Origin of the sequence: Spiroplasma endosymbiont of Sarcophaga variegata (genome assembly GCF_965178695.1) — a bacterium.
GTDB classification, from domain to species: Bacteria; Bacillota_I; Bacilli_A; order Mycoplasmatales; family Mycoplasmataceae; genus Spiroplasma; species Spiroplasma poulsonii.
Genome location: NZ_CBCXVU010000002.1, coordinates 1,519,933 through 1,542,518, shown reverse-complemented (window position 1 = coordinate 1,542,518; position 22,586 = coordinate 1,519,933). Strand labels below are relative to the sequence as shown.

Genomic DNA, 22,586 nt, shown 5'->3' with positions numbered 1-22,586 from the left:
GCCTCCTATTTTAAATAATGACTATTTTGTAAATCAAGAATAATTTGGTGACAAACATCCTTAAATTGTTCATAATGGAATGGGTATCAATGAACATTTGTTAATTGATGTTTAAATCATGTTATTTGTTTCTTTGCATAAATTTTATTAGCTTGTACCATTGCTGCTAATGCTGCTTTATAAGAAATTTCTCCTTTTAAATACTGGATAATTTCTGGACAACCAATAATTTTCATACTTTGTTTTGTTACATCATAATTACAATATTCATATGCTGCTTTAACCTCAGCAAATAAACCTCGTTCTGTCAAGGTTAAAACACGATCAGCAAGATGCTGATATAGTTCTGCTTTATCGGGCAATAACCCAATAATGTATGGCTCAGTATACCAATCATTATGTGCTTGATCATTGCTTGATTTTAAAGTTCCTTTTTGAAAGTAATACTCTAATGCGCGTCAAACTCGTTTCCGATTATTAGGATGAATTTTAGCACTTTCTTGTGGATCAATTGCTGCTAATTTTTCTCATAAGACTTGATTTGAATCTTGTTCATATTCTTTTGCTTTTGTTAAATCACGACCTTGATTAGAAAATTTATATTTTTTTAATAAAGCATTAATATATAAGCCACTACCACCAACAACAATTGGCAATTTGTCTTTTGCTCAGAGTTGTTTTAACACAACTCGTCCTTGTTCTTGGTAAGTACTAATGGAATAATTATCATTTAAATCAATTGTTGATAATAAATGATGGGGAATTCCTGCTTGTTCAGCGGGTGTTATTTTATTTGTTGCAAGATTCAACCCATTGAAAATTTGCGTTGCATCAGCATTAACACATTCTCCCTTAAATTGTTGGGCAACTTGAATTGATAAATCTGTTTTACCACTTGCTGTTGGTCCAACAATTAAAATAACTTTTTTTTCACCAGTCAAACCTCCCTAATCTCATTATAAATATAACTAATTTTTAATGAATAATCTACTTTTTCAAATGAAAAAACTAACAACAAGTGTTAGTTTCTTTTTGCTTTTAAATAACTCTGAACCGCTTTAAGTGCTTGGGTGTAGAGTTATTGATTTATATAGCGGTTAATAACCCCAAACACACCTTAACGTTATAATAAACGTAGAAAACTGTCCTTGCGGACAATTATATTTTATCATATATTTTATTTCTTTTAACCAAAACGTCCCTTTAATTTTGTCGAAAACTCTTGATGAAATAAAAAAAATCATCAATATGACAATTTGAAAACTAATTTTGTGTAAGATTATGATTTTGCTTTAAATTTTTTAAACGTTAAAATATAATACCGTTGATTGTTGGTTTGGTGTTAAACCTTTGTGTTGGTATTTTCATTTTCAGAGCTTTAAATAATTTTGAATATTAGTGAAACCCAAACCATGATAATGAATTAAGGCTTCTTTAAGACTGGATTGTAATTTACTAATCTTATTTAACTTTTGATAACTAGTATCAGGGTTTGTACTAGTTTTGGTGGAATATAGAGTAGAATTTGTTTGTTTTGCTACTAATAAATATAGTGGTTGCATATCAGAAATAATTATTGATTTTTCTTTAATTAGTTGCTTATTCATATTTTCAATAATCCATTGTTTTTGTAATCTTTTGGTATTGGTGGATTGAACAAAAATATTATTATTGCTATCAACTGCCATTTGAATACAGCATTTGGTATCAGTTGAAAATGGATCGAGATGAGTTTTTCGTTTATCAAATTTATCTTTAAAATTGCCTTTATGAATTTCTTTAATAAATGTTTCATCCATTTGGATTTGACCATTTAATTTTTTAAATTTTAACTGTGTATTTTCTAATTGTTTTGATTGCATTAATTTTTGTCGATTATATCAAGCGGTTTTTGGGGTTGTTTTAATAAAACGAGAAATTATTTTACTAGATTGTCCTAACAATGAAATTTGAATTAATAAATTTCACTGTTCATAATTTAAATGACTTCAATAAGTAAAATGATGACGAAATGCATCAAAACTAGCACGACATTTTTTACATAAATATTTTTGTTTTCCTTCGGAATTATGACCATTTTTAACACAATGAAAAGATTTGCAATTAGGACATATAATGCCTTTATCTCTAAATTTTTGATCAATTTCATTTAAACGTTTTTGTTTTTTAATTAAGTCTGCTTGTTGTTTTATTTTTTCATAAAATTCTAAAAATTGATCATCTGTTAAGCTATTTATTAATTCTGTAATTATTTTTTTCATCATTTATTTACCTCTATATATTAAAAATATACCTAATTTTAGGTATATTTTATAAATATCAAGAGTTTTCGACAAAATTAAAGAAACGTCCCTTTAATTTTGTCGAAAACTCTTGATGAAATAAAAAAAATCATCAATATGACAATTTGAAAACTAATTTTGTGTAAGATTATGATTTTGCTTTAAATTTTTTAAACGTTAAAATATAATACCGTTGATTGTTGGTTTGGTGTTAAACCTTTGTGTTGGTATTTTCATTTTCAGAGCTTTAAATAATTTTGAATATTAGTGAAACCCAAACCATGATAATGAATTAAGGCTTCTTTAAGACTGGATTGTAATTTACTAATCTTATTTAACTTTTGATAACTAGTATCAGGGTTTGTACTAGTTTTGGTGGAATATAGAGTAGAATTTGTTTGTTTTGCTACTAATAAATATAGTGGTTGCATATCAGAAATAATTATTGATTTTTCTTTAATTAGTTGCTTATTCATATTTTCAATAATCCATTGTTTTTGTAATCTTTTGGTATTGGTGGATTGAACAAAAATATTATTATTGCTATCAACTGCCATTTGAATACAGCATTTGGTATCAGTTGAAAATGGATCGAGATGAGTTTTTCGTTTATCAAATTTATCTTTAAAATTGCCTTTATGAATTTCTTTAATAAATGTTTCATCCATTTGGATTTGACCATTTAATTTTTTAAATTTTAACTGTGTATTTTCTAATTGTTTTGATTGCATTAATTTTTGTCGATTATATCAAGCGGTTTTTGGGGTTGTTTTAATAAAACGAGAAATTATTTTACTAGATTGTCCTAACAATGAAATTTGAATTAATAAATTTCACTGTTCATAATTTAAATGACTTCAATAAGTAAAATGATGACGAAATGCATCAAAACTAGCACGACATTTTTTACATAAATATTTTTGTTTTCCTTCGGAATTATGACCATTTTTAACACAATGAAAAGATTTGCAATTAGGACATATAATGCCTTTATCTCTAAATTTTTGATCAATTTCATTTAAACGTTTTTGTTTTTTAATTAAGTCTGCTTGTTGTTTTATTTTTTCATAAAATTCTAAAAATTGATCATCTGTTAAGCTATTTATTAATTCTGTAATTATTTTTTTCATCATTTATTTACCTCTATATATTAAAAATATACCTAATTTTAGGTATATTTTATAAATATCAAGAGTTTTCGACAAAATTAAAGTAAAATAATAATAAAGGACAAATGATGAATCATATGGTTTGTTAATTCAGTTAATGAAACTTGGAGTTGATTAGAAACAACTAGTAATAGCCCTGGTTCATTAACTAATTGAAAAACTTTTACCGTTAACGTTGTTCCAATATCATTAAAACTAGTTGGAATAAGGGGTGAAGAAGTTAAGATAATAAGCACTGGTGCCGTTTCTGTAATAATCTTACTAATTGCAAAAATTACTCCTGTCACAATGCCCCCCCTTTGGCATTTGGTAAAGCAACTTTACAAACCATTCCAATCTTACTTGTTCCCAATGCTAAAGCAGCATCGCGATATTCTTGCGGCACATTCCGAAGGGCATCTTCAACCACACGAATAATAATCGGCAACGTCATTATAAAAAACATTAATCCGGCTGATCAGAAATTATGGCCTAATTGTAACCCCACAACAAGAACAACATAACCAAAAATAGCAAAAACAATTGATGGCGTTGCAACAAGAGCATCAGTTGAAAATTGAATTAAAGTTACTAAACAACTATTTTTACGCGCATATTCACTTAAGTAAATTGCCGTAATAATTCCAATTGGAATTGATAAAAATGTTCCTGTAAAAATTAACATAAGCGTTGAAATTATTAGTGGTGGCAATTCATAATAGCCAATAAAAGCACTTGCATTAAACTGCGATAAATAACCTATTGCAGCAAAGCCATTGCTAATAATATTTAAAATAATTCAAGAAGCAAAACTAATTGTTACTAAACAAGCTATTATCATTCAAAAAATCCGACAATAATTAATTGTTTTATTATAATAATTAGTTGATATTTTTTTATTAATTAAAGCTAAAAAACTTTCTTGCTATAAGGTTGATGAATGTTTTTCGTCTCTTAACATCTTAGTTAAAGGTTGGGGTTGTTTTTGTTTTCACCCACGGATTAAATGCTTTCCCCGTTCTTTTTGGCGTTGAATTTTATACGTCGCTAAAATAATAATATTCAAAATTGAAACCATCAATAATAAAATTAATCCTAACGCAAATAAAGCCGAACGATGTAAACTAGCAACATGTTCGGGCAATTCGATCCCAATTTGTGTGGCTAAAGTTGCAATTGGACTAAATAAAAAACCTCAAAAACCTTCTTTTAAATTAGGAATTTGCGCCGCCATTCCCGTTAATAAAATCATTGCTGTCACTTCACCAATTACACGACACATTCCAAAAATTACAGCCCCAATTATTTTTGTCTTTGCCGCTTTTTTAACTACTTTAAAAGCGGTATATGTTCGTGATGCACCCATTGCCAAAGCAGCAAAACGATATGATTTAGGAACACTTAAAAAGGCATTTGCTGATAACGCAAAAATTGTTGGTAAAGCTAAGAAAGCTAAAATAACACCTGCTGTTAATAAATTGGTTGGACCAGTAGCTCCCATCCGTACAAACAACATTCAAATTGTTTCCCGACCAAACACCGCAAATAAAACTGGGGGAATTCCATCTAATAATTCCAATCATTATCCTCCAAATGATTCTGGTAATTTAATTAATATTACCTAATATTCAACGGTCAAAATGTAAACTTTAAAACTGTTTACAAGATAATTTTTATTTAAAACTAGTAAAAATGCAAGAAAATGAAATCTTTATCAAATTTATTTCCATCTTAAAATAACTTATCGCAAGAAATTTGCTTAAATTAAATACCATAACGCTAGGATTTTCTCCAGTATTACCTAACTATTTTTAAGATAAAAACATCAAATTTAATTATCAACGAAAAAAGAGACTTAGTCTCTTTTTTCATATTAAAACTAATTCTCACTATGTAAACCTAATAAACTAGAAATAACAAAGTTTCCAATAAGATAACTTGAAATACGTCCATAAATGTCAGCAACAACTAATTTAACACCAACTGTTTGCTCAATTGGTAAAATTGGTAAGTTTTCAAAAATATTGGCATTACTTTCAACGATTGGGTGTCCATCAACAAAGTATTTTGTTCACTTGTTTGGATCTCATGTTGTAAAAGCAAACGTAATCCCCGCAATATCTGGACTAATAATATTTTGACTATCATTTTCATTTCAAATTGCTCTTAATTTAACATTATATTCATTGTTAACTTCTGTTAAAAAAGTATTAAGTAAGATATGATAAAAAATCCCTTGATCAAATTTAGTATTTCCATTATAACGTGCACTCTTTGGATTTAATGATCACGTATGAGCATCTTTAAATCAATCATTTGGATTATTACTACGAACTTGGTCAACATATAATCAACGTTTTTTATCAATTAAATTTTTGTTTCAAGAACTACCACCAAAATAATTTACTAATTGATTTAAATCACTCACGGTTTGATTTTTACTTTTGGCGTCTAAATATCAATTATATTTTTCAACAACTTTTGGTCACGGTTGACTAATCATATCATACGAAGATAATAAACTTTTCTGCATATATTCTAAAGTATCTTTTTTGATTGCTACATTATTATTCAACTTTTGTTGCATTGCTAAATATTGCTGTGCTTGATTAAATAGATTATGTGAACTTAACTTTACCGTCATAATATTTTTAACTGGTTCAAAGTTAGGATTTGATCACTCATCAAGATTATAATCAAATAATGACTTAATTTTAGCATCTTTGTCATTACTTAAAACAGCATTATTAATTGCTTTCTTTGTATTTTCTGAAATTTTATTATTTGAAATATAAGGTAAGTCAAGAACTGGACTGCAACCAGCAACTCATGTTACTGAAATAGCTAAAATGCCAACTGCAGTAAAAACACTTAACAATTTTTTCATTCCCACTATCTCCTTTACCAAAAATATCATTTTCGGTATTTTATAATTAATATTATATTATTTTTTCCATAAATACAAGATTAATTTATCTTTTTTCTCAAATTGGGTGTGCTTCCGTAACTTTCATAATTGTTGCTTTAATAATTTTATCACTTTTAATATTAATTGGTTTTTGGAATTCCTTTTTGTTATCTGTTTTTGTAACCCCTTAGACCGCTGCTTTTCAATCATTTAATGACCCACGACGAACTTTAGCATTTTTTCAATGCATTGCAAAACAATTATTAACCTCTAATTTACCACCTTTTTCTAATGGCAATAATGGTTCAATAACTCACCCAAATTCTATTTCTTTGTTTAATTCACCAAGTTTAATAAATGCTCCGGCAATATCGCGGCGAAATAATAAATTATTACGCCCCCCACCACGAGCAGTGTTATCTCAAATTGCGCGAATTTCTGGCTCTGATAATTTCATCGAATGTTGTTTTCCCATAAGTAGTCCCCTTTTAATTTAGTAATTTTATTTTAATTTTTTATTTAAACCATGCGTAAAAAAATTAACAAATTTTTGTTTCTTACTAAGTGGTTCTTTTTTGATTTCTTCCATTTATTTTGATTTCTCCCTTTGTATTAAGTTCCAGATTATTTTTTCACAGAAAATATATTAGTATATTTATAAATTGAAATACATCTTAGAATTTAATATAACTTTTATTTTTTAAAATCATTTTTTAGTGTTAATTGTAATAACGCTTCAATTTTATGTTTTTTATTAATTTTACTGTCTAATATTTTTTGGATTAACAGTTTAATATTACTATTTGTTTGAAAGTCATTAAAAATAAAATTATTAAGGTTTAATCCTGCCATATTATCCTCAACCATATCTAAACTAAAATATATTCCAGCATTAACAGCTAAAAAGTCTTTATTATCACTAATAATTAAATAATCTAGGTATTGTTCTTTATTCTCATTAAATTTTAACATCGGAACAATTTCAATAATTGCTAAACTTAGAAAGGCCTCAATTGCTTTTTCTTTCAATAAGTTAATTAAATTCCCTTGTAAATTAGTAACTAAAATTGCTTTTTGAATTGCTGGTTGATTAACAATTGGTCATGTATAAACATAAGACAACAAAACAAGGGTAAATTCTAAGTAATTCCGTGGTAATAACTTTTTATTAATACAGCACTCAATATTTTCCAAATTATCATAACATAACTTAAATAAATTTTGATATTCAATTTTATGATTAATAAAATTTTGTTTAAAAACAATTGATGCATCATCAAACAAAAAATAATTTCATTGTTGTTTAAAGAACAATACGTGACTTAATAAATCAGAAAGCGCTAACTGTTTATCTGTTGAATAACCAATATTATTCATATTATCTAACATTTCGGACAAAACCTTTTTTACTTGTAATGTTTCTTCATCACCACTATTTTCTTCTGGTAAAATATCATATCGATTTAACATTAACATTCCTAAAAAAGATTTTTCAAATTGACTATTATTGAATGTTATTTCAAATGTTTCTTGTAATTCATTAATAATCTGCGTAGCAATTTGAAATGATCGCAAATCAAAATATGAATGGTTTTTAATAAAATTATCTTCAAGATTATAATCTTTTCGATCATTTTTAATTGATAACATTAAAAAATACAAAATTAAACTATATGTATTAAAATCTAAATCCATAATTAAAATTTGATCATAATATTTTGTTAAAATATAACAAATTTTATCATATGCATCTTCAGAATATTCTAGGTTTAATTTTGAAAACATACAGTTTAATATTAAATTTTTACTTTTATGATTATTATTGATGTAAACTGCTAAATTAACAATTAGTCTGCGAATTGTTAACAAATTACCATCTAAATAATAACCTTCCCCTTTATTGCGAATTACAATGTCAGTATGATGTTCCCTTAAAATATGATTCAATTTTGCTATATTTTTAAAAACACTACTAACACTAATTTCAAAAATTTTCCGTAATTCGCTAATTTTAGTGTATTTATTAATTACAAATAAAATCATAAAAACAATAAGTTGATTTTTTGCCGTAATAAAAACATTTGTTTCATTAACCATAACATTATAAATCTGTAGAAACTCATATTTTTGTAAATTATTAATATCTAACATTAGGTTTTTTGTTACCAAATAATTATTAATATGTTTTAAATGATAATAAAAATAACCTTTCGACATTTTATTATCATTTAAAAAATCTTTAACTTTTTTATATTGTGTATCAATTCAAAGTTTAATTAATTCTAATATTTCTAGGTCTTTATAATCAAGCATAATTTTCCCCCCCAATTAGAGCATTAAGTAAAATTCACTTGCCAAGTGCAATAACCCTTGATGCGTGCCTTTGGATTTTGATCAGTTTTATTACCAGAAAATTTGATTGTCATTTGATCAAACGGTAAAAGATGGCCTGGTTCAATATCATTTACAGCAATTGTATAATCATTTTCCATATTTGTTTTCCCTTGTTTTGCATAGTATACCTTTTGTGAAATAAAAATACTTTGGGCAATGTGTTATTAAGAAACTGATAAATTAACTGACATTCTTCGTTTGTTAATGGTCTTGTTTTATCAATTCCACAAAAGCTAACCGCATCACCATAACCACTTAATGTTGCATCATTGCCATTATCAACACTATATAGAATAATTGTAATATGTTTACTATTAGTTGTTCGTCATATTAATGTTTTTAAATAAACTGATAAAAATGTATCTGTTAAATCACCAGGAACTAAACTTGGAATTGTAACAGAATAATCAATTCCCGCTTGTAAATAACTATCTTTTCATTCGCAAGCAATTATATTTTTTATTATTGATAATAATTCTTGATATTTTGCTGTTATTTCCTGATTTGTTACATGCGCTGTGTCATTAACTTTGAAATCATAATAATCAAGTAAAGCAACATTTTTTAAATTATATGTTGTTTGACACTACTTGTTCCCACATATCATTTGTCCATTTGGATTAACACTCATATGTGTAATTTGATCACTAATTGAACCAAGCGTTTTTAAATTACCTTGGATATTATGATCATTACTATAGTATAATTGCCCATTATCTTGTGATAAATATACATCACCACTTGGTAATACGTTTAGACTATCAATACCACTATTACCTAATTGTAAAATTTGAATACCCTCAAGCGCATTTTTATGCATTAATTTCGTACAAAAAACACTAACCAAAGTAATAATTAGTATAATAAAAAATAAAATAACAATTAATACTCATAATTGAATTTTACCAATTAATAAATTTCAATTTCATTTAACTGGATTTAATTTTGACCATCTCAAGGTATTTGTTTTAACGATTGGAAATGCCATTAATGGCATTTCATTTTTGCTAATAACAGAAAATGGATCATTATTTTCTATAATCTTTGGCTTTTGAAAAGAAGAATTAACTTTTGCTTGTTGTTTAACCTTTAAAGACTCTTGTGATTCTTTTACAAATAGTTGTGGTTGTAGGACTGGATCACGTAATAATAAATCATATGTTAATGGTTTTTGACTAAAATCTAATTTTAAATCAACTGGTGTGCAACTGCCAAACTTATGTTCAGTATTATTTTTAAGATTTTTTGAATATTTCTTATGAAAACTAAGAATAAAATTACCTGAGACATATAGAATGTTATTTTGATATTTATAATTTGGAATTTTAGTAATTAAATCACGATAAAATTGTCGTTTGCCAAAAACACCAAACATCAAATTATTACAATTAAAAATAATTAATGGCCGAATTGTATCATAACGTTCACCAATACTACTATCCATCTTAATTTTGATAAAAAGAACATCTTCTAAGACAAGATTAGTTTCTTTTTGAATCAATGGAATAAGTTGCTGTTTTAGTCTTTGTCGACATTTTAAACAAATTTCAGAAAATAAAAATTTCATAATTGTTACCACTTTTATGTTAAAATAGCCAAAATAAGAGTACTAAAAATTAGTTTTTGCTCCAAAACCATCTTTTTCTAGTTTACTTATCTCTGCCTCTACATTTAAATATTATCATTTAATAATTTATCATTTTTATAAATAAATATAATATTTGTACCAAAAAATAGTTTTATTTTTTACATTCTAAAATTAACCTTAATTTTGCAAAAAAAAAGCAATAATAATTGCTTTTTTTAATTTAATAACTAGCCACTTAAAAATTCTACTTTATTAATGTTTGTGTCAGCAGTATTATAAACAAATTGACTAAATGGACCAGCATTTCCTTTTGCAATTGAAATACAATACATTGTTAAAAATGTTTTTCCAGCAATAGTACTTATTCCTGTTGTAATACGTGATTCTGAAGTCGCACTTGTTGATGTATCTGAATAGTTATAATGACCAATAGTAGTATCAACTGTTTGTCCCATTTTAAATAAATCAGAGGTATTTAACACAATTGGAGTACTATTAAAGTTTCCTTGATTATGTGGCGATGGATAAATTGGATTTGAATAACCAATGAAGTTTTGGGTAATATTTCCAATGGTATTTGAAAGTTTAAGTTTTGGGAATAATGTTACAAAGTCATTGACACTTGTTGCATAATCATCAATATTAATTAAATCAACGGTTGCACTAGAATGACTATCGCTAGTATATCATCATTGGAAAGTAATTCCAGCATGTGCACTAATATTAATATCTTGTGCACTAGCTGATAAAATATTGTCTGAGTTTTCTTTTTGTGTTATTACTGTATGTTGATTGCTAATAATAGCAACTGGGGTATCAGACCACGAATCATAATATTATTTTTTGTTAATAAAACAAAAGCTTGATTAATTGCTGCTTTTGTCGCGGCGCCACGACCAGCTGGTTCACTTGTTGATGCACCAATTACTAATTTATCAGCATCAATTTGTAAAAAATTATTATACTGGCTTTGACCTGTTGTAATATATTTTATTAATAGATAATAAAATTCACCACGAAGTTCATTATTATCATTACTAATAACCATCCCCGGAGTTAGACCCAATTTTTTCGCATCTTGTGAATCAACAAAAACGCCATCAGCTCAACCATTATAAAATTGCGGATGAATTCAATTATAGAATCCTGCTAAGACGGTCAGAAATATCTCATAAGACATTGCTGATGTTTTACGTAGATTAGGAAATTCCTTTAATTTTGTCGAAAACTCTTGATGAAATAAAAAAAATCATCAATATGACAATTTGAAAACTAATTTTGTGTAAGATTATGATTTTGCTTTAAATTTTTTAAACGTTAAAATATAATACCGTTGATTGTTGGTTTGGTGTTAAACCTTTGTGTTGGTATTTTCATTTTCAGAGCTTTAAATAATTTTGAATATTAGTGAAACCCAAACCATGATAATGAATTAAGGCTTCTTTAAGACTGGATTGTAATTTACTAATCTTATTTAACTTTTGATAACTAGTATCAGGGTTTGTACTAGTTTTGGTGGAATATAGAGTAGAATTTGTTTGTTTTGCTACTAATAAATATAGTGGTTGCATATCAGAAATAATTATTGATTTTTCTTTAATTAGTTGCTTATTCATATTTTCAATAATCCATTGTTTTTGTAATCTTTTGGTATTGGTGGATTGAACAAAAATATTATTATTGCTATCAACTGCCATTTGAATACAGCATTTGGTATCAGTTGAAAATGGATCGAGATGAGTTTTTCGTTTATCAAATTTATCTTTAAAATTGCCTTTATGAATTTCTTTAATAAATGTTTCATCCATTTGGATTTGACCATTTAATTTTTTAAATTTTAACTGTGTATTTTCTAATTGTTTTGATTGCATTAATTTTTGTCGATTATATCAAGCGGTTTTTGGGGTTGTTTTAATAAAACGAGAAATTATTTTACTAGATTGTCCTAACAATGAAATTTGAATTAATAAATTTCACTGTTCATAATTTAAATGACTTCAATAAGTAAAATGATGACGAAATGCATCAAAACTAGCACGACATTTTTTACATAAATATTTTTGTTTTCCTTCGGAATTATGACCATTTTTAACACAATGAAAAGATTTGCAATTAGGACATATAATGCCTTTATCTCTAAATTTTTGATCAATTTCATTTAAACGTTTTTGTTTTTTAATTAAGTCTGCTTGTTGTTTTATTTTTTCATAAAATTCTAAAAATTGATCATCTGTTAAGCTATTTATTAATTCTGTAATTATTTTTTTCATCATTTATTTACCTCTATATATTAAAAATATACCTAATTTTAGGTATATTTTATAAATATCAAGAGTTTTCGACAAAATTAAAGGGAAATTCTGGGGCCATTGTAATATAAAATTCTTTCTTTTTTGTTGCTTGTCATTCTTGTTTAATTTCTTTTAAAGCAATAACTGTTGTTTGTTTTGATTCGTTATCTTGTAAACATTCTCCTTCTCAATCAATATCAACCCCATCAAATTCATATTCATTAACAACACTTTTAAATGCTTTTTTTAAATCATCTTTTTGGTTTTGACGAAAACGCATACTATTCCCAGTTTGACCACCCATTGAAATCAAAACTTTATGGCCTTTTTCATGTTGTACTTTAATCCCCTTCTTTAAATTAACTGGATTTTGAGCAACAAAAGTTGGCATTTGATATGGTTGATCAGTATAAAGAAAGGATACAATAATTACATTATACCTTGCATCAATTTCTCATAATTCTAGCTTTTGTTGATTTGTGCCACCTCATTCGTATCAATAACCAATTAGTAAATTATCATTTTGTTCTGTACCTTCGTTATTAATCCGAAAATTAACTTTAACTTCCCCTTGATACATTGTTGAGTTCTTAATAGCTTGAATAATAACCGATTTATTAGTCACCGACCCTAATTTGATTTCAATCTCTTCTAAAATAAGATTCGGATTTGCTTTTTTTAAACTAGCAAAAATTGTTGTGGAATTGCTATTTGCCAAAATTCCTAAATCTTGGTTTTTGATAATTTTATTAAGAAAAATTATTTCATTTTGATAATCACCAGTATTTTTACAACCATATAATGTAATAGTTGTTGTGCTGCTTAAAAAAATCGCACTTAAAATAGTTAATAGTTTTTTTATTTTTTATTATTCTCCCTAACGGTTCTTTTCAACAGATGTAGCATAATTCTATAATAATTTATTGTTTTTTACAAATTAAAAATCAATCAACTATATATAAAAAAGAGGAGGATCCTCTTTGTTTTCATTAAAATTTAGTTAAATTTTGATTTGTTTTTTGAAAATTTTTTATTTTTTCTTTTGTTATTTTTTCCAAATTGTGGGGCATTACTATTATTAAAGTTACCACGATCAGTTTTATAAGAATTATGATATTTACTATTATTATTTTTTTGTTTAGAATCTGCCTGTTTGTAATTCCCACCAAAATTTTTTGATTCTTTTGTTTTTTCTTTTAAATCATAGCCAGTAATATCAAATAGTTCAATTTTTTTCTTTTGATATTGTGCTAAATGTTTAATTTCATTTAAATCATTGCGATTAGAAACAATCGTTACTGCCACACCTGTCGCACCTGCGCGGGCTGTGCGACCAATGCGGTGAATATAACTTTCTCGTTCTGTTGGAATATCATAATTAAAAACATAATCAATTTGATCAATATCAATTCCCCGTGCAGCAACATCAGTTGCAACTAATACCGTTGCTTTTCCTTCTCGAAATGATCGCATTGCTTGCAATCGTTCACGTTGGCGCTTATCACCGTTAATAACGCAACTAGTAATTCCAATTGTTGCAAGCATTTTAGCAATTTTATCAGTAAAAGCTTTTGTATTAGAAAAAATAATGCTTCGTTTTGGTTGTAAATTCTTATATAAAGCAATTATCACATCTTCTTTACGATAAGAAATTGCATCAACATAATACTGGGTAATATTATTTTGTTCGGTAGCATTTTTTGTTACAACAATTTCAACAGGATTATTTTGATATTTATTAGCAATTTCTAGCACTTGTTTTGGCATTGTTGCTGAAAATAATAATGTTTGATATTTTTTAGGAGCATTCTCAAACACCTTATCAAGTTCGGTTTTAAAACCCATTTTTAGCATTTCATCTGCTTCATCTAAAACAATTGTTTTAATTGTGTTCAATCGTAATGTATTACGGTTAATATGATCAGCAATTCGTCCTGGTGTTCCAACAACAATGTTACTTTTTCGTAATGAATAAATTTGACGTTGTAAATGAGAACCACCACATAATAATGTTGCATTAACCCCTTCTAAATAAGTTGCAAATTTTCGAACCTGATCAATTACTTGCATTGCCAATTCTCTTGTTGGACATAAAATAATAGCTTGTGGCCGTTTTAATTGTGGGTCTAGTCTTTGCAAAATTGGTAAAAGAAAAGCTGCTGTTTTACCAGTTCCGGTATGACTCTTCCCAATAATATCTTGATTATTTAATGCAACTGGAATAGCTTTCTCTTGGATTTCCGTTAAATTGGTATATCCCATCTTAGTAATCATTCGTTCTAAAGCTGGGGATAAATTTAGTGTATTAAAATTCATTTAGTCTCCTTTAAATAGTTAGTATAAAATAGTTTAGTTGTTTTTTAACATTACGACTGTTGAATTCACATATTGGCATTATTTTGGATAACAGAATAAATTAAAGTTTAACAACCTAATAAGTATATCCTAAAATAACGAAAAAACCAAGCATTTTGGATTAGATGTTAGATTAAATCTTTAATTTTGTCGAAAACTCTTGATGAAATAAAAAAAATCATCAATATGACAATTTGAAAACTAATTTTGTGTAAGATTATGATTTTGCTTTAAATTTTTTAAACGTTAAAATATAATACCGTTGATTGTTGGTTTGGTGTTAAACCTTTGTGTTGGTATTTTCATTTTCAGAGCTTTAAATAATTTTGAATATTAGTGAAACCCAAACCATGATAATGAATTAAGGCTTCTTTAAGACTGGATTGTAATTTACTAATCTTATTTAACTTTTGATAACTAGTATCAGGGTTTGTACTAGTTTTGGTGGAATATAGAGTAGAATTTGTTTGTTTTGCTACTAATAAATATAGTGGTTGCATATCAGAAATAATTATTGATTTTTCTTTAATTAGTTGCTTATTCATATTTTCAATAATCCATTGTTTTTGTAATCTTTTGGTATTGGTGGATTGAACAAAAATATTATTATTGCTATCAACTGCCATTTGAATACAGCATTTGGTATCAGTTGAAAATGGATCGAGATGAGTTTTTCGTTTATCAAATTTATCTTTAAAATTGCCTTTATGAATTTCTTTAATAAATGTTTCATCCATTTGGATTTGACCATTTAATTTTTTAAATTTTAACTGTGTATTTTCTAATTGTTTTGATTGCATTAATTTTTGTCGATTATATCAAGCGGTTTTTGGGGTTGTTTTAATAAAACGAGAAATTATTTTACTAGATTGTCCTAACAATGAAATTTGAATTAATAAATTTCACTGTTCATAATTTAAATGACTTCAATAAGTAAAATGATGACGAAATGCATCAAAACTAGCACGACATTTTTTACATAAATATTTTTGTTTTCCTTCGGAATTATGACCATTTTTAACACAATGAAAAGATTTGCAATTAGGACATATAATGCCTTTATCTCTAAATTTTTGATCAATTTCATTTAAACGTTTTTGTTTTTTAATTAAGTCTGCTTGTTGTTTTATTTTTTCATAAAATTCTAAAAATTGATCATCTGTTAAGCTATTTATTAATTCTGTAATTATTTTTTTCATCATTTATTTACCTCTATATATTAAAAATATACCTAATTTTAGGTATATTTTATAAATATCAAGAGTTTTCGACAAAATTAAAGAAAATTAACATAATTTAGTAAATTAAGCTATTAGCTAATTCATTTTGATATAATTTAAAATAAACATAGTTTTTTTCATATCATTCTTCTATCCAATCTTGTGTATCATCATTATCACAATTAAACATTAAGCCTTGTCCAATAGTTAACGGAGCCGCTTTTCTATTAGCAACAATTCAAGGAATATCAATATAATATTTTTGTTCTGATAATATTGGATATTTTCCTTGTTCTAAATAACTTAAATATTCCGGTTTATTAATTAATTCTTTAAAATTTATTTCTTGTTTATTATCCATTTTTACACCTCTTTTTACATCACCCATTATATAATCACCATAAGGAGAGTGTCAAAAAATGTGAAAATTATTAACATTAATTACTAGTATTTTAGAAAATCCAAAAATAGCAATAAGAATTATAAAATTATTAGAAAAATATGGTAATTCTAAAATAAAAGCAATTTTACAAATTATTAAAGATATTAAGCATCAATTAGCACAAATACAATATTATTTAAACCCAAATATATTAAGTGATTTATTAGCAAAAATACCTAAAAGTTTAGAAATACAATTATTTAAAGATATTAGTTTTTTAGATAAAAATAAATATAAAGAAATTGTAAAATCATTAACACCGACAGAAAGTAATTGAACTATATTATCTAGTAGTTGATGTAAAAAAGGATTTTTTCAAATAACTAATAAACAAAAATTAATAGGTAATTTATTTGTAATATTAAACATACCACTATAAAGTCAACTACTATTTAAATGTTGTCAATTAGTATTTATATAATTTTCATTTTTAAATTGTTCTCTATTTTTAATATTATTATCTTTTTCTAATTGACTTAATATTTGTTGTATTTCTTTTTTATGACCTTTTTTAATTAAATCTAAATAAGTAAATGGATTTAATCACTAATAAATATCTTAAACTTTACTTGTAATTTTATTATATTTATCAGTAATATAATTAATTGGTTTTAATACTTTATTTTGAACTTGATTAACTCTATTAATTAAATTTACAAATTTACTTATTAAAGGTTTATTTTCTAAATTAGATACTAATAAAGTTAAAACTCGTAAAATTAGTAAGTTCATTGTTTATTAAGAATTTTTAATTACTACATCAATTGGATTTGTTTGACCAGTAGCATTGTTTTTACCCTCAATTTGAACTTCAACAGTTTTATCATTTGTAATATTAATTGGTCAATCTTCACCCTTAGCTTCAATAAAGTAATCATAATCATTCTCAGTTAAAGAACTATCTATGGCTTTAACTGCTTTTAAAACGACAGCTTTAAATTGTGGTTTTAATTGTTCGGCTGTTGTTTGAGTTGGATCGTCAACATGAATAGTTGGTTTATCTAATTTATTAATCCCACTAATATCAATTTTATTTGATGATGGAATTACATAATCAACAGAAACTCTAAATGTTTTATTAAGATTACTTTTAGCAGTATTAATTTCTGCTTGTGTAGGTGCTTTTTCTAAAATAATTTTACATGTTTTTGGATATAAAATAGTTGGTGTTGCATATTGTACTTTACCAATTCATTTAGGGTTAGCAGTATCATTATCTAAAACTTGTTGAATAGTATCCATATTAATTGGATATGCTCATACTTGTTTATTAATAATTAAACCATTTACATTAGTAAAATTATAACCTTTATCACGGTTAACTTGTCCTTTTGTATATGTTTTTTCTAAATGAAAACTTTTAGATACAGGAATACCCATTGCAGTATTTTCATATAATTCACCATTAACCATTGCTTTTAATTGGGCTTGTGAACCAATTACTTTTAAATACGCAGGTGTTAATCCTAAATAGGCTCTAAGACCTAAAACCATAAACATTTTATCTGTTGGTAATCCAAAATATAAATTACTAATTTGATTAGTTAATTCAATCAAAGTTTCATTTAATGTAAAAAATGCCTTATTTGCATCATCAGCATTTTCTGCTGTATAACTACGAAATGGAATTACTTCATATTGACCATCTGCTAAACAATAATCATAAATAGCCTGAATTAATTCACATTCTAAATTAACAAATTTATTTTGTACAACACTAGAAATAGCATCAGCAATAAAACCATTTTTAATATTTTGTTCTATTAATGCTAAGTCAAAAGCCTCATTCATTAATTTTAAATTAAATCTCTTATCAATCGGAACTGGAATTCTTGTTAATCCCATTGTTTGAGTTGTCCCACCATTTGGTAATGGATAATCATCTTGCCATACCACACGATGAGTTAAATTATATAGTGCTTGTCCTGCATTAGGTAATCAAGCAACTTGTTCTGCGGTTGCAGTAGCATACTGCATAATACTTGCATATTCATTATATAAAGGTCCACGCAATAAAGCATTAACCATATCAACATAGGCTTTTTGACCTGTTGTGTTACCTTGTAATTTAAAAGGTACTTGTGGCAAATTAATTGTTGCCATAATTTCACTCCCTTATTATCTAAGGTTTTTAAGTGTATAATCAGTTAATTTTTTAATTTCCTCAGGAGTATATGCTCCTTTTTCTTTAATAGTTTCAATTTCATCATTCTTATTTTCAACCGACTTTTCAATCATATCTTTAATAAAATTAGTTGGCGAAACTGAGGGTTGTTCTTGTATAAACAAATCAGGTTTTAATTCTTTTAAAGTTTGCATTTTTTCAGATAAAGAATTACCACTAACTTTATCTAAATTAGTTTTAATATCTTCAATTTTAGTCGATGGAACATCTTTAAATGCTTTTAATTCGTCTAATTCATTAGCAACTTTTAAATACTCTTCTTTTGAAATAGTATCTTTTCGTTTTTGTATTCCCTCAATAATTTGTTTTGTTTCATTATGAAATTCATTTAATATATTATCTGCTATTTCTTCACTTAAACCTTGTTCGATTAATTGTTCTTTTGTAAGTGCCATTTTATAAACCTCTCTTTTTTTATTCTTGTTCGAATAACAAGTCAGCATAAGTCTTTTTAAGGCGGAAAGCATAAACCGTAAATTACTTTTTTGTTAAAAGGATAAACCATTAATTTAATTATATACTAATAGTTTACTAATACAATACTTTTTATTAATAAATACTAAACTTAATATGCTTGATTGCTAATTTAGCCTTTAAAACGCGTAATAAGGGGTATTTAACAAGATGAAATTTTAAAATAATTCCTAATTTTGCTTGTATATATACTGAAGGTAAATCTTGATAAAAAATTTCAATAAATAGTTTCAAGATAAGAAAAGGAGAAAAAACACGTAATGAAAAAATTACTTAGTTTATTAAGCGTATTAGCAATTAGTGGAAGTGCCGTACCAACAACAATTGCCGCTAATCCTTATCAAAGAGAAGAAACTATCAAAAATAGTGATATTAATTATCAACAAACAAATAATTTAGAAAGTTTAAAAAGAAATAAAAGAAATACTTGACAACAAGTAACAGAAATTAATCGACCTTTTAGTAGTTTTGGGCAAAATAAAAAAGAAATAATAAGCTTATTAGGTTCAAATGGCCAAGAAAGAGGCAAGGTTTATCTTGATCTTGATTATTCAAAAATAATATTTTCTGGAGATGATGAATATTTTGATACAAATTATTTAAATTATAAAAAAATTGAAATTAGAAATCAAAATAATCAATTAGTTAAAAATATTGAAATTGGTGGATCGGGCACAATGAAATTTATTATACATTATTTTGGTTTACAAAATGGTATTCATTATAGTAATGGATATAGTATTAAAATATGATCGGCCGTAGCAAATAAAACAAGATTTGTAAAAAATGATAGCCAAGATAATTTTTATACTTGAAATACTTCTGAAGGAGAATGAACAGAAAAATTTATAATAATGAATAATAAAATATATGAATCAAGTGCCTTAATAGAAAAATTTCCTAATTTAATAAGTAGACCATTAGTTAGACGAACAAGCAATAATAATCAAAATAACTATGCACCAAATTTAGTGATAGATGAATGAGATGACAATCTTAGTCAATATTATGATTCTTTAATTAGTGTTGTAGATTATTTAAATAGAGAAAGAATAATAGAACAAATTGGCAGAATGAACGGCACTTACCGTTTAACTAACCAAAATGGATATTTTATTATAGGTATACAATTTCAAGGTTTATCTAATTTAAATAATACTGTTGAATTAGTTTTTGATAGATCAAATTTATATCTTCAAGGATTTATATTAAGAGAAGATAATGGCAGAAAAACTAGTGCTCATGGAACATATTATTATTTTTCAGATAGTACTTATAGAACAAATTTAGGAATTAGGCATTTAACTAATGTTAATTTAAATTTTGGAGGAAGTTATACTAATCTAATCGCCGACGGAGATCTTAATATTTCTTCACAATCATTATTTAGTTCTTTTCGATTTTTAGCGTCTTTTAATAATAGCTATCAACAAAGAATAAATATATCATCAAATTTAATGCGTATAATTTTAGCTACTTCAGAATCACTTAGATTTAACAATATAATTAGTACGATTCAACGTAATAATAATCCTATTTCATGGAGAAATTATTTCTCAAATTTATTAACTAATTGAGGTTCACTGAGTCAAGAATTTATAAGACGAGTAAATAATATGAATAATGGTGTGCAATTTTACGATCGTGTTAATGATAATTCTAGTAGAATTTCTCCAGCTTTAATGGCTTTTCTTTTAAATATAAGAATATTAAATAATAAATAATTAAAATTTCTTATGATGGGAATAAATTCAATTTATTTCCATTTTTAATTAAATTAACAAACTATAAAAGAAGGAAATTAAATATGAAAAAAATATTAGCCATTTTAGGAACAATCACTTTAATTGCAACAAGTACAACAAGTTTAGTAGCTTGTGATAATATAGTAGAATATACACCAGAAAAATTAAAAGAACTAAAAGAAAAGAATAAAATAAATACTGCTAATCAAGAAATCAGAGACAACTTAGAATGAATAGCAAAACATGAAAAACCATTTAGTGAGGTAGTAGATAATAAATGGTACTACATAATATATAAAGATAATTCTAATAATATAAAATTATCAAAAAGATTAAATAATAATCGATATACTAATATTGCTTTACCTTGGTCTCCATTATGAATAAAAGTTTATCGTTGAAATTTAGATACACAAGAACCTGATTTAATTATTGATGATAAAGGTAATTTAAAAGTTAACGGTGAATAAAAAAAGAGATTTAATATCTCTTTTTTTATCTTGGTGTAATTGTAATTTTAACTGGGTTATCACTATTATTTATCATACCTAATACACCCAAAGCATTTAAGTCTATTGTTATATTTTTGTCATTACCAAAATAAGGTCAATATCCAGCACCACCTAAAAATCTTAATTCTGGTTTTAATTTTTTTGAAAATCTAATTTTTAATTTTACATCATTAGTATAATGTGATTGTAAATATGTTTCTTTAATTTTATTATCAACTTCATTTGACAGAGATGTTATTTGTAATAAAAATGTAATATATGATTCTTTATTATTAATTTTATAAATATTTTGATAGTTTTCGCTAGGTAAACCAGTAGTATAAGCAGTAGTGAGTGTTTGAATATCATTATTTATATTATCTGTATATAAAGTTATTGTATTTTCAAAATTAACATTATCAGTTTGTGAACGACCACTTTCTTGCAAAGTAATGTTGTTTAATGAACCAATATTATGGTCACATTTTTGACCCTCTAATAAATTAATATTTCTATTAGGAATAAAATTATCTATTTCAGGCGGTCCACATTCAATCTGTAAATTACCTAGATTACTTATTTCAATAGTTTTATAAGCATCTTGAAATTTACTAATACTTTGAATTGTTGGGTCAATTTGTCTTAAATCAAATTCAGTTTCATAATAACCTTCATTAAATTCATTAGAAAATAAAGTTGCTGGATATTCAATTATATTTTTACATTGTGCTGGTGCTATTATTTTAGTTTTTAATGGTGGTACTAAATCAGAAGGCATAATATCTTTTGTATAAGGTTTATAGTTATATGGAACTGGTGGCAGAACATATTTTGGGTAATTAAATGTTGGTATTTCAAAGTCGTGTGGTAGTAAGAAACTAGTTTTATAATTAGTTGTCATATCGCGTAAATAATTATTTAATGTACTTTTTGTTTTACCTCTAAAACTCCATACTGATAATCTTAAATAATCTTCTTCATTATTTGTATATGGATTATCAGCATAAAAGATAATTTCAAAATTACCTTTATATAATGCTTGGATTGAAAACATATCAATTAT

General features: G+C 25.9%; 25 protein-coding genes. 3 read left to right on the top strand and 22 right to left on the bottom strand.

What is annotated here, in order from left to right:
• Positions 1–5 precede the first annotated feature (5 nt).
• The 18 genes from miaA to ACOBME_RS10075 form a co-directional block, all read right to left on the bottom strand.
• Positions 6–941, bottom strand: a complete 936-nt coding sequence (miaA, locus tag ACOBME_RS10160) for a tRNA (adenosine(37)-N6)-dimethylallyltransferase MiaA (RefSeq protein ID WP_338966093.1) — start codon at positions 939–941, stop codon at positions 6–8.
• Between the two features lie 360 nt (positions 942–1,301).
• Positions 1,302–2,264 (bottom strand): IS1/IS1595 family N-terminal zinc-binding domain-containing protein, encoded by a 963-nt coding sequence (locus ACOBME_RS10155; protein WP_338963247.1) that lies wholly within the window; start codon positions 2,262–2,264, stop codon positions 1,302–1,304.
• 188 nt (positions 2,265–2,452) lie between these two features.
• Positions 2,453–3,415, bottom strand: a complete 963-nt coding sequence (locus tag ACOBME_RS10150; RefSeq protein WP_338963247.1) for an IS1/IS1595 family N-terminal zinc-binding domain-containing protein — start codon at positions 3,413–3,415, stop codon at positions 2,453–2,455.
• Positions 3,416–3,489: 74 nt separating this feature from the next.
• Complete coding sequence (locus ACOBME_RS10145) at positions 3,490–3,738, bottom strand: hypothetical protein (protein ID WP_419335163.1); 249 nt, start codon at positions 3,736–3,738, stop codon at positions 3,490–3,492.
• The gene (locus ACOBME_RS10140) at positions 3,726–4,271 is read right to left on the bottom strand and encodes an ABC transporter permease subunit (RefSeq protein ID WP_419335161.1); all 546 of its coding nucleotides are present in this window, start codon (positions 4,269–4,271) and stop codon (positions 3,726–3,728) included. Before ACOBME_RS10140 ends, ACOBME_RS10145 begins: the two co-directional genes overlap by 13 nt.
• Positions 4,272–4,355: 84 nt before the next feature.
• Positions 4,356–5,009: an ABC transporter permease subunit gene (locus ACOBME_RS10135; RefSeq protein WP_419335159.1), complete on the bottom strand. Its 654-nt coding sequence runs from the start codon at positions 5,007–5,009 to the stop codon at positions 4,356–4,358.
• A gap of 300 nt (positions 5,010–5,309) precedes the next feature.
• Positions 5,310–6,317 (bottom strand): hypothetical protein, encoded by a 1,008-nt coding sequence (locus ACOBME_RS10130; protein WP_338966079.1) that lies wholly within the window; start codon positions 6,315–6,317, stop codon positions 5,310–5,312.
• Between the two features lie 208 nt (positions 6,318–6,525).
• On the bottom strand, positions 6,526–6,813 hold the full coding sequence (locus ACOBME_RS10125; protein WP_419335156.1) for a hypothetical protein: 288 nt from the start codon (positions 6,811–6,813) through the stop codon (positions 6,526–6,528).
• A gap of 218 nt (positions 6,814–7,031) precedes the next feature.
• Positions 7,032–8,651 carry a helix-turn-helix domain-containing protein gene (locus tag ACOBME_RS10120; protein ID WP_419335154.1) on the bottom strand — a complete coding sequence of 540 codons (1,620 nt, stop codon included), beginning with the start codon at positions 8,649–8,651 and terminating at the stop codon, positions 7,032–7,034.
• 23 nt (positions 8,652–8,674) lie between these two features.
• Positions 8,675–8,830, bottom strand: coding sequence for a hypothetical protein (locus ACOBME_RS10115; RefSeq protein WP_338966072.1), 156 nt, complete (start codon positions 8,828–8,830; stop codon positions 8,675–8,677).
• 488 nt (positions 8,831–9,318) lie between these two features.
• Entirely contained in the window at positions 9,319–10,299 is a 981-nt protein-coding gene (locus ACOBME_RS10110; protein ID WP_338966070.1) for a hypothetical protein, read from the bottom strand.
• 248 nt (positions 10,300–10,547) lie between these two features.
• The gene (locus ACOBME_RS10105; protein ID WP_338966068.1) at positions 10,548–10,775 is read right to left on the bottom strand and encodes a hypothetical protein; all 228 of its coding nucleotides are present in this window, start codon (positions 10,773–10,775) and stop codon (positions 10,548–10,550) included.
• Between the two features lie 323 nt (positions 10,776–11,098).
• On the bottom strand, positions 11,099–11,500 hold the full coding sequence (locus tag ACOBME_RS10100; RefSeq protein WP_419335151.1) for a glycoside hydrolase family 18 protein: 402 nt from the start codon (positions 11,498–11,500) through the stop codon (positions 11,099–11,101).
• A gap of 130 nt (positions 11,501–11,630) precedes the next feature.
• Positions 11,631–12,593, bottom strand: coding sequence for an IS1/IS1595 family N-terminal zinc-binding domain-containing protein (locus tag ACOBME_RS10095; RefSeq protein ID WP_338963247.1), 963 nt, complete (start codon positions 12,591–12,593; stop codon positions 11,631–11,633).
• 46 nt (positions 12,594–12,639) lie between these two features.
• Positions 12,640–13,329, bottom strand: coding sequence for a glycosyl hydrolase family 18 protein (locus ACOBME_RS10090; protein WP_419335149.1), 690 nt, complete (start codon positions 13,327–13,329; stop codon positions 12,640–12,642).
• A 278-nt stretch (positions 13,330–13,607) separates the two neighbouring features.
• The gene (locus tag ACOBME_RS10085; RefSeq protein WP_419335147.1) at positions 13,608–14,927 is read right to left on the bottom strand and encodes a DEAD/DEAH box helicase; all 1,320 of its coding nucleotides are present in this window, start codon (positions 14,925–14,927) and stop codon (positions 13,608–13,610) included.
• A gap of 278 nt (positions 14,928–15,205) precedes the next feature.
• The gene (locus ACOBME_RS10080) at positions 15,206–16,168 is read right to left on the bottom strand and encodes an IS1/IS1595 family N-terminal zinc-binding domain-containing protein (protein ID WP_338963247.1); all 963 of its coding nucleotides are present in this window, start codon (positions 16,166–16,168) and stop codon (positions 15,206–15,208) included.
• A 94-nt stretch (positions 16,169–16,262) separates the two neighbouring features.
• Entirely contained in the window at positions 16,263–16,547 is a 285-nt protein-coding gene (locus ACOBME_RS10075) for a hypothetical protein (RefSeq protein WP_419335145.1), read from the bottom strand.
• Between the two features lie 58 nt (positions 16,548–16,605).
• On the opposite strand from ACOBME_RS10075, the gene ACOBME_RS10070 reads away from it, so the two are divergent.
• Entirely contained in the window at positions 16,606–17,007 is a 402-nt protein-coding gene (locus ACOBME_RS10070) for a hypothetical protein (RefSeq protein WP_419335143.1), read from the top strand.
• A 179-nt stretch (positions 17,008–17,186) separates the two neighbouring features.
• Here ACOBME_RS10070 and ACOBME_RS10065 read toward each other — a convergent pair whose 3' ends face one another.
• From ACOBME_RS10065 to ACOBME_RS10055, 3 genes are read right to left on the bottom strand one after another with little or no spacing between them, the layout of a single operon-like run.
• Positions 17,187–17,360 (bottom strand): hypothetical protein, encoded by a 174-nt coding sequence (locus ACOBME_RS10065; RefSeq protein ID WP_419335141.1) that lies wholly within the window; start codon positions 17,358–17,360, stop codon positions 17,187–17,189.
• A 6-nt stretch (positions 17,361–17,366) separates the two neighbouring features.
• The gene (locus ACOBME_RS10060) at positions 17,367–18,731 is read right to left on the bottom strand and encodes a hypothetical protein (RefSeq protein ID WP_419335139.1); all 1,365 of its coding nucleotides are present in this window, start codon (positions 18,729–18,731) and stop codon (positions 17,367–17,369) included.
• Between the two features lie 15 nt (positions 18,732–18,746).
• Entirely contained in the window at positions 18,747–19,208 is a 462-nt protein-coding gene (locus ACOBME_RS10055) for a hypothetical protein (RefSeq protein WP_419335138.1), read from the bottom strand.
• A 339-nt stretch (positions 19,209–19,547) separates the two neighbouring features.
• On the opposite strand from ACOBME_RS10055, the gene ACOBME_RS10050 reads away from it, so the two are divergent.
• Positions 19,548–21,011: a ribosome-inactivating family protein gene (locus ACOBME_RS10050; protein WP_419335136.1), complete on the top strand. Its 1,464-nt coding sequence runs from the start codon at positions 19,548–19,550 to the stop codon at positions 21,009–21,011.
• An 83-nt stretch (positions 21,012–21,094) separates the two neighbouring features.
• Positions 21,095–21,502, top strand: coding sequence for a lipoprotein (locus ACOBME_RS10045; RefSeq protein WP_338966057.1), 408 nt, complete (start codon positions 21,095–21,097; stop codon positions 21,500–21,502).
• Between the two features lie 25 nt (positions 21,503–21,527).
• Here ACOBME_RS10045 and ACOBME_RS10040 read toward each other — a convergent pair whose 3' ends face one another.
• Entirely contained in the window at positions 21,528–22,577 is a 1,050-nt protein-coding gene (locus ACOBME_RS10040) for a hypothetical protein (protein ID WP_338966054.1), read from the bottom strand.
• Positions 22,578–22,586 lie beyond the last annotated feature (9 nt).